The following is an 11764-nucleotide window of genomic DNA, read 5'->3' as shown; positions in this document are numbered from 1 at the left end:
TATATCGGTAGGGCACAATTATCTGCCCGCGATACTGACAGTGAGATGAATCACTGGCGGTGGCGCGGGCAGAAATTGCGTCGATAGTCTGCAAGAACAGTCTGCAAGAACGATCTGCAAGGACAGCAAGGTATCACCACTGGAGGTGACCTGCGTAGCCCCTTGATCGCGGGGCCGGGCCGATGTCAGGCCTTGCGACGTCGCGCCAGGAAGCGGCCGAGGCGCTCGATGGCTTCTTCCAGCTGGTCGGCGTAGGGCAGGGTGACGATGCGCAGGTGGTCCGGATTCGGCCAGTTGAAGGCGGTGCCCTGCACCAGCAGCATCTTCTCTTCCAGCAACAGCTCCAGCACCATCTGCTGATCGTCCTCGAAGGGGTACATCTCGGGGTCGAGCCGCGGGAACATGTAGAGCGCGCCCTTGGGCTTCACGCAGCTGACGCCGGGAATCTCGTTGAGCTTCTTCCAGGCCGCGTCACGCTGGGCCAGCAGGCGTCCGCCCGGCAGTACCAGATCATTGATCGACTGATAGCCGCCGAGCGCCGTCTGGATGGCGTGCTGCGCCGGCACATTGGCGCACAGGCGCATGCTGGCCAGCATGTCGAGGCCGGAGATGAAGTCGGCCGCCGGGCGCTTGTCGCCGGAGAGAATCATCCAGCCGGAGCGGAAGCCCGCGCAGCGGTAGCTCTTGGACAGACCGTTCATGGTCACGACCAGCAGATCATCGGCCAGCGCGCCGGTGGAGACGTGCTCGGTACCGTCATAGAGGATCTTGTCGTAGATCTCGTCAGAGAACACCACCAGACCGAATTCGCGCGCGACCTGCAGGATGTCCTTTACCACCGCGGGCGGATAGACCGCGCCGGTCGGATTGTTCGGATTGATCAGCACGATGCCCTTGGTGTGGCTGGTCACCTTGGCGCGGATGTCCTCGATGGAGGGCGCCCAGTCCTGCGCTTCGTCACACAGATAGTGCACGGCGCGACCACCGGCCAGGTTGGCGGCAGCGGTCCATAGCGGGTAATCCGGCGCCGGTACCAGCAGCTCGTCGCCATCATCGAGCAATGCCTGCATGGCCAGCACGATCAGCTCCGAGACGCCGTTGCCGACATAGATGTCCTCGATCCCGACACCCTGGATATCCTTGCGCTGGCACTCCTGCATGATCGCCTTGCGCGCAGAGTAAAGCCCCTTGGAATCACAATAGCCCTGCGCTGTCGGCAGGTTGCGCATCACGTCCTGCAGAATCTCTTCCGGTGCCTCGAAGCCGAAGGGCGCCGGGTTGCCGATATTGAGCTTGAGAATGCGATGGCCCTCGTCCTCGAGACGCTTGGCGTGTTCGAGAACCGGCCCGCGAATGTCATAGCAGACGTTGTCCAGCTTGTGTGACTTGCGAATTTCGCGGGGCTTTCTTTGCTCGGTATCCATGATGCTTTCCGTAGATCTCCGTCACGTAAGGTGTAGGGGCGAGCGTCCAGCATATCGCGGCGCTGGCCTGCCGCGCCACGGCCAAGGGCCAATAGCGTGGTTAAATTTGTGGTTTGAGATGTTCAGGCAGAAAAAAATCCCGCCAGAGGTTTTCTGGCGGGATTTTCAACTGGCGTTCAAGCCTCTCCCGCGGGTGGGAGCCAGAAGAGAGTCGCGTTAGCGCCTTGTTCTGGTAGCGTTATTCGCTCTCTTGCTCACGCGTCTCGGCTCCATCTTCTGTCTCGCCCCTGGCTTCCGGCACCGGCTCGGCAGGAATGTCGGCGGGTGTTTCCAGTGTCAGGCGCCCCAGCTTGCCATCGCGCAGTTCATGCAGCAGCACCTCGGCGCCGCGGTGCAGATCGATGATGCCACCGGCACGCAGGCCGCCGCGCTTGCTGGCGATCTCTTCCAGAATCGCGACCCCATTGAAGCCGGACAGCGCCATCAGATCGACCTTGCGCGGGCCGTCACTCTCGACGCGCTCGGCGTCAGGGTTGGCGCTGTAGGCCGGCAGTGACTTCAGCTTGTAGCGTGCGGTCAGCTCCGTGGGGTAGCGCTTGGCCAGCTCCGCCGCGACGATCACTGCCACATCGGTGTAATCGATGGCGGTGTCACGGATCGCGCCGCTGCCGGCCAGACGATAGGCGCTGGCCTGGTCCTCGATCTTCGGCCACATCACCCCGGGGGTGTCGATCAGAGCGATGCCACCGTCGATGCGAATCTTCTGCTGGCGCTTGGTGACGGCGGGCTCGTTGCCGGTCTTGGCGATCTTGCGACCCGCCAGACCATTGATCAGCGTCGACTTGCCGACGTTGGGGATGCCCATCACCATCACGCGCGCATCACGATCGACGCGGATATGGCCGGCCATCTCGCGGCACAGCCGCGGGATCTGCTTGAGATCACGCGCCTCAAGCGTGGTGATCGCCAATGCACGAGTATTGGGCAGGCCATCGAAATACTCGACCCATTCGCGGGTGCGTGCCGGGTCCGCCAGATCGGCGCGAGACAGCAGCTTGAGTACCGGCTTGTGGCGGGTCAGTTCGGACAGCACCGGATTGGTGCTGGAGTAGGGGAGGCGGGCATCGAGGACTTCGATGACCACGTCGATCTCGGGCAGCGCGTCCTTTATCTGACGGCGTGCCTTGTGCATATGTCCCGGATACCAGCCCAGCATGTCGCTTCTCTCCTGCCGTCAGGGGTATGACGGTTGATCTGTCACCTCTGTCCTGCCTCCTTCTTCCCGCATGCCAGGCAGGACGCTCATCCATCAGGGATGGCGCTACATGGCATGCGAAAGAGGAGGGGACGCGTATGGCGACGCATTCTATCAGAGGCGGCCTGGCCATGGAGGCGCGCTATCCGGTCATCACTGCTCGGCGCCTCTATCGACTCTCCATGCCCCGGGCGTCAGGCGCGTATCGGCTTGAAGCGCAGCGCGACGGAGTTGATGCAGTAGCGCTGGCCGGTGTCAGTCGGGCCATCCGGGAAGACGTGCCCCAGATGGGATTCGCAGCGGCGACAGCGCACTTCCACGCGACGCATGCCATGGCTGGTATCGAAGTGCTCCTCAATGGCGGCATCGGCATGGGGGCGGTCGAAGCTTGGCCAGCCACAGCCGGAATCGAACTTGGTGTCGTTGTCGAACAGCTTGGCGTCACAGGCGATGCAGTGATAGGTACCCGGCGTCGGGCTGACTTCGTGATCGCCGGTGAAGGGGCGCTCGGTCCCTGCCTCGCGCGTCACCCGGTATTGTTCCGGCGTCAGTCGCTTGCGCCACTCCTCTTCACTGCGAATCAACTTGTCCTGAGTCTGCGGGTCTTGTTCGCTCATGATCTCTTCTCTCTATCTATGCGTTTCTCGAATGCGTGCTCGTGTGAACCTGCCAGCAAGTTCTCCTGCGCGGCAATTCGAAAAAGAGTGGTTGCCGGTCTTCACGCGAAACCCGGTACATACCCCAAGAATGCGGGCGTCAGGGCGTGACCACAAGCATGTGGTGGATGTACTTGGCCAACGCCGGAAAAATCCTGTTGAAGCAGGGGGTTGACGAAGGGGGAGGGGATTTGTAATATACGCGCCACCTCGACGAGGCAAGAACGTTACGTCCCATTCGTCTAGTGGTCCAGGACACCGCCCTTTCACGGCGGTAACAGGGGTTCGAACCCCCTATGGGACGCCACTTTCTTGCAGCGTAGAGACCGGAGTGCGGGAATAGCTCAGTGGTAGAGCACAACCTTGCCAAGGTTGGGGTCGCGAGTTCGAATCTCGTTTCCCGCTCCATTCGGAACAAGTGGTGTGACAAGGTCGCGAGCTGAACGTCAGCCCGGTCGAATCTCATCTCTCGCTCCAAAGGAAAAGGCAATGCGACAAGGTCGCGAGCTGGTTCGCCAGTCCGATCGAATCTCGTTTCCCGCTCCATTTAGATCAGGCATGTCTTGTTCTAACGTGTGTCCCATTCGTCTAGTGGTCCAGGACACCGCCCTTTCACGGCGGTAACAGGGGTTCGAACCCCCTATGGGACGCCATCTTCGGTCTTGTGTGGTCGCATGATCTGCTTGTGTTGCGGGAATAGCTCAGTGGTAGAGCACAACCTTGCCAAGGTTGGGGTCGCGAGTTCGAATCTCGTTTCCCGCTCCATTAGGAACAAGTGGTGTGACAAGGTCGCGAGCTGAACGTCAGCCCGGTCGAATCTCATCTCTCGCTCCAGAGGAAAAGGCAATGCGATAAGGTCGCGAGCTGGTTCGCCAGTCCGATCGAATCTCGTTTCCCGCTCCAGTACGTCCCATTCGTCTAGTGGTCCAGGACACCGCCCTTTCACGGCGGTAACAGGGGTTCGAACCCCCTATGGGACGCCATGCAGAGCATGATGGTGTGGCAAGCCAGCAGTAAGACAGATGTCGTGATCACAGGATCATGACACCCGGTGCGGGAATAGCTCAGTGGTAGAGCACAACCTTGCCAAGGTTGGGGTCGCGAGTTCGAATCTCGTTTCCCGCTCCAAAGGAAAAGGTAATGCGACAAGGTCGCGAGCTGGTTCGCCAGTCCGATCAAATCTCGTTTCCCGCTCCAGTACGTCCCATTCGTCTAGTGGTCCAGGACACCGCCCTTTCACGGCGGTAACAGGGGTTCGAACCCCCTATGGGACGCCATTCTGTTTTACGCCGCAGTTTTTGTGTTTCGACAGGCGGGAATAGCTCAGTGGTAGAGCACAACCTTGCCAAGGTTGGGGTCGCGAGTTCGAATCTCGTTTCCCGCTCCAGTCGAATGTAACGTTGCAAGCAAAAGCATGACATAGCAGTACACCATCGCCTGACAGGCACGATCATCGTGTTACGTCACTGGCGATTTTTTTGTGCCTGGAATCCCTCTCCACCCTGTTCTGCACCTCTCGCTGGTGCTGTCCCCCGTGTGATTTTCTCTCTCTACTTGTTTCCCGTGGCGCACTAATGCCTTTCTGCCGTGTGTCTGATGTGGCAGCGCCGAATGCGTTACCATGCGCATCCAATATCTTGCGTCTGATTTTCATGTTCGCGGACGGCGAAACGGTGCCATCACTGTTGCGCAATTGTTCTCAGATGCGTCTTTTCTGCTGTGCTGGCTGACAGCGTCAATCGATTACAGGTGTCCGATGTCACGACCTGCCTTGTCTATCCGTGGCCTGACCAAGGTCTACGGCAACGGTTTTGAGGCGCTCAAGGGGATTGATCTTGACGTCCCCGAGGGCGATTTCTTCGCGCTGCTGGGCCCCAATGGGGCCGGCAAGTCCACGACCCTCGGCGTGGTGAGTTCGTTGGTGCAGAAGACCACAGGCAAGGTCGAGATCTCAGGAATCGATATCGACAAGGACTTCTCGAAGGCCAAGTATCACCTCGGTGTCGTACCGCAGGAGTTCAACTTCAATCAGTTCGAGAAGGTGCAGGACATCGTGATGACCCAGGCGGGTTATTACGGTATGCCGATGAAGGAAGCGCGCCCGCGTGCCGAGCGCCTGCTAAGGGACCTCGGGCTTTGGGACAAGCGCGATACCCCGTCACGCATGCTGTCCGGTGGCATGAAGCGCCGCCTGATGATTGCCCGTGCGCTGATCCACAAGCCACGTCTGTTGATTCTTGATGAGCCGACGGCCGGTGTGGATATCGAATTGCGCCGCTCGATGTGGGAGTTCATGCGCCGCATCAATCGTGAGGAGGGCACCACCATCATCCTCACCACGCATTACCTGGAAGAGGCCGAGAGCCTGTGCCGCAATATCGCCATCATCAACCATGGCGAGATCGTGCATAACACCAGCATGCGTGAGCTGCTCAAGGAGCTGGATGCGGAAACCTTTCTGCTTGATATTCGTGAGCCGTTGAGTGAGGCGCCGGCAATTGACGGCTTCGAGGTGTCCTTGAGCGATTCCCAGCAGCTGGCGCTCGCCGTGCGCAAGGGCCAGTCGATCAATACCGCCTTCGCGGCGCTGGATCGCGCCGGTATCACCGTGGTGTCGATGCGCAATCGTGCCAATCGTCTCGAGGAGCTGTTCGTCGACCTGGTCGAGCGCTCCAACGCCGAAAGCGGTATCGCCTCCAATGTTGCCAAGGAGATCACGCAGTGAACCCCCGTCAGCTATGGGTGGCTCTGGTCACCATCGTCGTCAAGGAAGTCCGTCGTTTCACGCGCATCTGGCCGCAGACGCTGTTGCCGCCTTCCATCACCATGACGCTCTATTTCGTCATCTTCGGCAATCTCATCGGCTCGCGCATCGGCACCATGGACGGCATCAGCTACATGGATTACATCGTGCCGGGGCTGATCATGATGTCGGTGATCACCAACTCGTATTCCAACGTGGCTTCATCATTCTTCTCCAACAAGTTCCAGCGCAGCATCGAGGAGCTGATGGTCTCGCCACTGCCCTCGTGGATCATCCTGCTCGGCTACATCATCGGTGGCGCCGTACGCGGTCTGGGGGTCGGCATCATCGTGACCGCCGTGGCCTTCCTGTTCACGGACCTGGATATCCATCACCCCATCCTGACCGTCGTGGTCGTGGTGCTGACGGCGCTGCTGTTCTCCATCGGTGGCTTCATCAATGCGCTGTTCGCCCGCAAGTTCGATGACATCTCGATCATTCCGACCTTCGTGCTCACGCCGCTGACCTACCTGGGGGGCGTCTTCTATTCCATCCACATGCTGCCGGAATTCTGGCAGGCGGTGTCGCTGGCCAATCCGATCCTCTACATGGTCAACACCTTCCGCTACGGCATTCTGGGCGTCTCGGACATCAGCGTCGGCCCGGCGATGGCGGCTATCGTGGCCTTCATCATCGGCCTGTTCGCCTTCGCGCTGTGGCTGCTGGAGCGTGGCAAGGGCATCCGCAGCTGAAGATGTCGCCCAGACGATGATGGTAAGATGCGCGCTATCGCGCCAGTGCATGCAACGCCGGCTTCTGCCGGCGTTCTGCTGTCTGCGCCCCTGATACCGATACGTTATTGGCCTATTTCACTGGAGTGCTGTCATGGCTCACCCCACTGCTGTCAACGTGCCCGATGAGGCGCGCCCCGAGACCCTAAAGGATGCCCCACTCGGGCGAGAATCCGCCTATCCCGAGCACTACGATGCCAGCTTGCTGTTCCCCATCGCGCGGGCAGCCAACCGTGGCCCCATCGGCATCGATGACGCGGCGTTGCCGTTCGTCGGTGAGGATGAGTGGCACGCCTTTGAAGTCTCCTGGCTGGATGAGGCCGGCAAGCCGTGGGTGCGCGTGGCCCGTTTCCGCCTGCCGGCAGCCTCGCCGAACCTGATCGAATCGAAGTCCTGGAAGCTCTATCTCAACAGTCTCAATCAGAGTCGTTTCCCCGATCAGGCAGCGGTGCAGGCAACGCTGGAGCGTGACCTCGCCGCCGCGGCCGGTGCGCCGGTCGAGGTGCGTCTGCTGGAGCTGGACGATAGCGAGCTGGACGTCGGGCGTCTGCCGGGAGAGTGCCTCGATGACTTGCCGATCAGCGTCGAGCACTACACGCCGTCGCCGGAGCTGCTCAGCGCCGATGCCGCCGACATCGTCAGCGAAGACCTGCACAGCCATCTACTCAAGTCCAACTGCCCGGTCACCGGTCAGCCCGACTGGGGCAGCGTCTGGATTCGTTATCGCGGCCCGCGTATTGATCGCGAGCGCCTGCTGGCCTATCTGATCAGCTATCGCCAGCACCAGGATTTCCATGAGCACTGCGTCGAGCATCTGTTCGTCGACCTGATGGCGCGCGTGAAGCCCGAGTCCTTGCTGGTGATGGCGCGCTATGTGCGACGCGGCGGCCTGGATATCAGCCCGTGGCGTGCTACGCCAGATCTCGAGGCAGAGGCCCGTGCCAGCCTGCCGCTGCGTCTCTCGCGTCAGTAGTTCTCTCTATGCTCATGTCGCCTGATCGGCTTGCCAATCAGGCAGATAGCAGCGAGTGATGAGACGACGTACCGGCGACATGCTAGTGTGAGAATCATTCTTATCTTAAGTCTGTGACAGGAGAGACGATGGACGCGCTGACGTTACTGCATGAACGCAATTCCATGGGCAAGTTGATGGCGCCGGCCCCGAGCGCTGAGCAGATGGAGGCCATCTACCAGGCCGCCCTGCGCGCGCCGGACCACGCCGAGCTGACGCCCTGGCGCTTCATCGAATTCACGGGGGGCGGGCTTGAGCGCCTCGGCGAGCTGTTCGCCGAGGCGGAGCGCAACAAGTCGCCGGCCGGTGACGAGGCCGCCCAGGCCGCCGCCAGCAAGAAGCCGCTGCGTGCGCCGATGGTGATCGCGGTGATCGCCAGGGTCACGCCGAACCACCCCAAGGTGCCGCGTGTCGAGCAGGTGGTCAGCGCCGGCTGTGCCGCTCACGCTATGCTGTATGCCGCTCAGGCCCAGGGGCTCGGTGGCATGTGGCGCACCGGCGGTTACGCCTTTGACCCCATCGTGCACGCAGGACTGGGCATGGGCGACCAGGATGAGCTGGTCGGCTTCCTCTATCTCGGCACCCCGGGCGGACGCCTCAAGCCATTGCCGAACCGCAACAGTGCCGACTTCGTCGAACGCTGGCAGTGAGGCGCTGAATGAACGAGCCGTCGCGCTTGAGTGGTGAGGCCTGGCCACCGTTGCCTTTGCCGCGTGACGGGCAGGGGCGGTTGGGCAGTCTCGTGGCACCGGTCAGCGACGACCTGTCACGGTTTTGTGGTTGGTTGACGCAGGCGATCCCGCTGGCCGCTCATCTGGGGCTTGTCGAGATGCAGTGGTCAGAGCCCGAGCGTGCGACGGGTCAGCTGAGCTGGCATCTGCATCTGCCGCCCAATCTCAACGACAAGGGCACGGCGTTTGGCGGCGCCATGAGTCTCGAGGCGACCCTGTGTGGCTGGAGCTGGCTGACGCTCTGGCTGCGTGCCCGCGGTATCCAGCGCGATATCGTGGTGTCGCAGGCCAGCCAGCAATTTCTGGCTCCGGTCAGTGGCGACTATCACATCCTCTGCGCGCCGGATGACACGGCGGCGCTGCACGAGGTAGGCGAGCGCCTGGCGGCAGGACGGCGAGCACGACTGTCGCTGACCCAGCAGCTGTGGTGTCAGCTCGAAGGGCAGTCCGCTCCGCGACTGTGTTTCGAGGCCCGTGGCGATTACGTGGTGCTGGGGCCGTGATGACGAGCACGGCCTCGGGCCAATGCGCGGGCTGAGAGTGCAGGTTGAAAGCGCAGGGCGGAAGTAGAGTGAGAGCGCTGACGCTATCTATCTGAAAGTTTTTGGAAAAAAGGCTTGCGCCACTCGAAGGTTATCGATAATATACGCCGCGTTCTCAAGGGAAACACGACGCAGTCGGGTGACCAATGAGAGCACTGATCTGGAGGGGTGTCCGAGTGGTCGAAGGAGCACGCCTGGAAAGTGTGTAAGTCGAAAGGCTTCGAGGGTTCGAATCCCTCCCCCTCCACCAGATTCAGAAAAGCCCGCATCTCACGATGCGGGCTTTTCGCGTTTCTGAGGGGGCTGTCGAGCTCGCGCTACAGCGTCTGTCATCCTGAGCTGTTATCATGCCCGCCTTCAGACTCACCCCATCGCCTGTCGAACCTTCCCCGAACGCCTGATCTCGCGTCATGACGCTGTCATGCCGTCAGTGGCGTGGTCGGGTGACGTCGGGCCCGCCTCCGGGATGCCCGGGGCACGAGATGGCGTGAGGCAAGACCGATTCCGCCTGCAAGAGGACATGAGATGGCTCGTATTGCCATGGCACGCCACATTCTGGTGAAGACCGAGGCCGAGGCGCAGCGTCTCAAGCAGTCACTGGAGCGCGGCCAGCCGTTCGAGAAACTGGCGAAGAAGCACTCCACCTGTCCCTCCGGCAAGCAGGGCGGTGATCTGGGCGAAGTGCGTCCCGGCCAGATGGTCGGCGGCATTGATCGTGCCATCTTCAAGGGGCCGCTCAATACCCTGCAGGGGCCGCTGAAGAGCAAGTTCGGCTATCACCTGCTGGAAGTCTTCTTCCGCGGCTGATGTCTGCCAGGCCTTTGCGGCTCCCCGTATCTCCCGGCGCCAGCGTGACGCTTCGTCACCGCCCACCTTTTTCATTTCAAACGGATATTCCCTCGTGATCTCTACCGCCAATCTCACCATGCAGTTCGGTGCTAAGCCGCTGTTTGAAGACGTCTCCGCCAAGTTCGGGCGTGGCAATCGCTACGGTCTGATCGGCGCCAACGGCTGCGGCAAGTCGACCATGATGAAGATTCTCGGTGGCGATCTGGAGCCGTCCGGTGGTCATGTCATGCTCGAGCCCAATACCCGCCTGGGCAAGCTGCGCCAGGACCAGTTCGCCTATGAGGAATACACGGTGCTCGACACCGTCATCATGGGTCACGAGCGTCTGGCCGTGGTCAAGGCCGAGCGTGACCGCATCTACTCGCTGCCGGAGATGAGCGAGGAAGACGGCATGAAGGTCGCCGACCTCGAGGTCGAATTCGCCGAGCTGGATGGCTACACCGCCGAAGCGCGTGCCGGTGAGCTGCTGATGGGCCTCGATATCCCCATCGAACAGCACCTGGGGCCGATGAGTGAAGTCGCGCCGGGCTGGAAGCTGCGCGTGCTGCTGGCGCAGGCGCTGTTCTCCGATCCTGACGTCCTGCTGCTCGATGAGCCGACCAACCACCTGGACATCAACACCATCCGCTGGTTGGAAGGCGTGCTGACCGCGCGTTCCAGCACCATGATCATCATCTCCCACGACCGTCACTTCCTGAACAGCGTCTGCACCCACATGGCGGACCTGGATTACGGAGAGTTGCGTCTGTTCCCGGGCAACTACGACGAGTACATGACCGCCGCTACCCAAGCGCGTGAACAGCTGCAGGCCGACAACGCCAAGAAGAAGGCACAGATCGCCGAGCTGCAGTCCTTCGTCAGTCGCTTCTCCGCCAATGCCTCCAAGGCCAAGCAGGCGACCTCGCGTGCCAAGCAGATCGACAAGATCCAGCTCAACGAGATCAAGCCGTCCTCACGTGTCAGCCCGTTCATTCGCTTCGAGCAGACCAGAAAGGTCCACAACAACGCGGTGATGATCGACAAGCTCGCCAAGGGCTTCGACGGCAACACCCTGTTCGAGAACTTCAGCTTCACGGTCGCCGCCGGTGAGCGTGTCGCCATCATCGGCCCGAACGGCATCGGCAAGACCACGCTGCTGCGCACCCTGGTCGGCGAGATGCACCCGGACGCCGGTGAAGTGAAGTGGACCGACGCCGCGGATGTCGGCTACTACGCGCAGGACCACGCCCATGACTTCGCCAACGACATGAGCCTCTATGACTGGATGGCGCAGTGGACCGGCGGCGGCGAGCAGGTCGTGCGTGGCACTCTGGGTCGCATGCTGTTCTCCAATGACGATATCCAGAAGTCGGTCAAGGTCATCTCCGGTGGCGAGCAGGGCCGCATGCTGTTCGGCAAGCTGATTCTCAAGCAGCCCAACGTGCTGGTGATGGATGAGCCGACCAACCACCTGGACATGGAATCCATCGAGGCACTCAACCTCGCGCTGGAAAACTACCCGGGCACCCTGATCTTCGTCAGCCACGACCGTGAATTCGTCGGTTCGCTGGCCACCCGCATCATCGAGCTGAAGGCCGATGGCGTGGTCGACTTCTCCGGCACCTACGACGACTACCTGCGCAGCCAGGGCGTCATCGTCTGAGACACGCCGTGACTGGCTAGTCTGTCCGGTCTGACAAGACACCCTCATCGTCTCTGACGGTGGGGGTGTCTTGTTTCCCATGTCCGGCCGCTGGCTGCGGCAGGCTTCTGGTAGAATGC

At 61.2% G+C, this 11764-nt stretch carries 10 protein-coding genes and 9 tRNA genes; 16 read left to right on the top strand and 3 right to left on the bottom strand.

Going from position 1 to position 11764, the window contains the following annotated elements; genetic code table 11:
- Positions 1-185: 185 nt before the first annotated feature.
- The 3 genes from AC5WNJ_RS13140 to msrB form a co-directional block, all read right to left on the bottom strand.
- A complete protein-coding gene (locus AC5WNJ_RS13140; protein WP_043334294.1) occupies positions 186-1424 on the bottom strand; it encodes a pyridoxal phosphate-dependent aminotransferase in 1239 nt (412 codons plus the stop codon).
- 238 nt (positions 1425-1662) lie between these two features.
- Positions 1663-2640 (bottom strand): ribosome biogenesis GTPase YlqF, encoded by a 978-nt coding sequence (ylqF, locus tag AC5WNJ_RS13135; RefSeq protein ID WP_495929895.1) that lies wholly within the window; start codon positions 2638-2640, stop codon positions 1663-1665.
- Positions 2641-2873: 233 nt separating this feature from the next.
- On the bottom strand, positions 2874-3296 hold the full coding sequence (gene msrB / locus AC5WNJ_RS13130) for a peptide-methionine (R)-S-oxide reductase MsrB (RefSeq protein WP_253061487.1): 423 nt from the start codon (positions 3294-3296) through the stop codon (positions 2874-2876).
- Positions 3297-3566: 270 nt separating this feature from the next.
- Here msrB and AC5WNJ_RS13125 point away from each other — a divergent pair.
- The 16 genes from AC5WNJ_RS13125 to AC5WNJ_RS13050 all read left to right on the top strand — a co-directional run bounded on the left by AC5WNJ_RS13125 (position 3567) and on the right by AC5WNJ_RS13050 (position 11645).
- Positions 3567-3642 (top strand) — tRNA-Glu (locus AC5WNJ_RS13125).
- Between the two features lie 26 nt (positions 3643-3668).
- Positions 3669-3743 (top strand) — tRNA-Gly (locus tag AC5WNJ_RS13120).
- Between the two features lie 169 nt (positions 3744-3912).
- Positions 3913-3988: transfer RNA gene (locus AC5WNJ_RS13115), tRNA-Glu, on the top strand.
- 37 nt (positions 3989-4025) lie between these two features.
- Positions 4026-4100 (top strand) — tRNA-Gly (locus AC5WNJ_RS13110).
- Positions 4101-4242: 142 nt separating this feature from the next.
- A tRNA-Glu gene (locus AC5WNJ_RS13105) sits at positions 4243-4318 on the top strand.
- A gap of 70 nt (positions 4319-4388) precedes the next feature.
- Positions 4389-4463: transfer RNA gene (locus tag AC5WNJ_RS13100), tRNA-Gly, on the top strand.
- A 73-nt stretch (positions 4464-4536) separates the two neighbouring features.
- Positions 4537-4612 (top strand) — tRNA-Glu (locus AC5WNJ_RS13095).
- 35 nt (positions 4613-4647) lie between these two features.
- A tRNA-Gly gene (locus AC5WNJ_RS13090) sits at positions 4648-4722 on the top strand.
- 369 nt (positions 4723-5091) lie between these two features.
- Positions 5092-6060 carry an ABC transporter ATP-binding protein gene (locus AC5WNJ_RS13085; protein ID WP_253061485.1) on the top strand — a complete coding sequence of 323 codons (969 nt, stop codon included), beginning with the start codon at positions 5092-5094 and terminating at the stop codon, positions 6058-6060.
- Positions 6057-6830 (top strand): ABC transporter permease, encoded by a 774-nt coding sequence (locus AC5WNJ_RS13080; protein WP_253061483.1) that lies wholly within the window; start codon positions 6057-6059, stop codon positions 6828-6830. Before AC5WNJ_RS13085 ends, AC5WNJ_RS13080 begins: the two co-directional genes overlap by 4 nt.
- A 133-nt stretch (positions 6831-6963) precedes the next feature.
- Complete coding sequence (gene queF / locus AC5WNJ_RS13075) at positions 6964-7842, top strand: NADPH-dependent 7-cyano-7-deazaguanine reductase QueF (protein WP_253061481.1); 879 nt, start codon at positions 6964-6966, stop codon at positions 7840-7842.
- A 128-nt stretch (positions 7843-7970) separates the two neighbouring features.
- Positions 7971-8531, top strand: coding sequence for an NAD(P)H nitroreductase (locus AC5WNJ_RS13070; RefSeq protein WP_253061479.1), 561 nt, complete (start codon positions 7971-7973; stop codon positions 8529-8531).
- Between the two features lie 8 nt (positions 8532-8539).
- Positions 8540-9115: a YiiD C-terminal domain-containing protein gene (locus tag AC5WNJ_RS13065; RefSeq protein WP_253061477.1), complete on the top strand. Its 576-nt coding sequence runs from the start codon at positions 8540-8542 to the stop codon at positions 9113-9115.
- 201 nt (positions 9116-9316) lie between these two features.
- A tRNA-Ser gene (locus AC5WNJ_RS13060) sits at positions 9317-9404 on the top strand.
- A gap of 275 nt (positions 9405-9679) precedes the next feature.
- Entirely contained in the window at positions 9680-9961 is a 282-nt protein-coding gene (locus AC5WNJ_RS13055) for a peptidylprolyl isomerase (RefSeq protein WP_043333877.1), read from the top strand.
- Between the two features lie 94 nt (positions 9962-10055).
- Positions 10056-11645 carry an ABC-F family ATPase gene (locus AC5WNJ_RS13050; protein ID WP_176677771.1) on the top strand — a complete coding sequence of 530 codons (1590 nt, stop codon included), beginning with the start codon at positions 10056-10058 and terminating at the stop codon, positions 11643-11645.
- Positions 11646-11764 lie beyond the last annotated feature (119 nt).

Source organism: Cobetia sp. PDI-23MA, from assembly GCF_059507735.1.
This window is presented reverse-complemented; position numbering and strand designations above follow the sequence as displayed.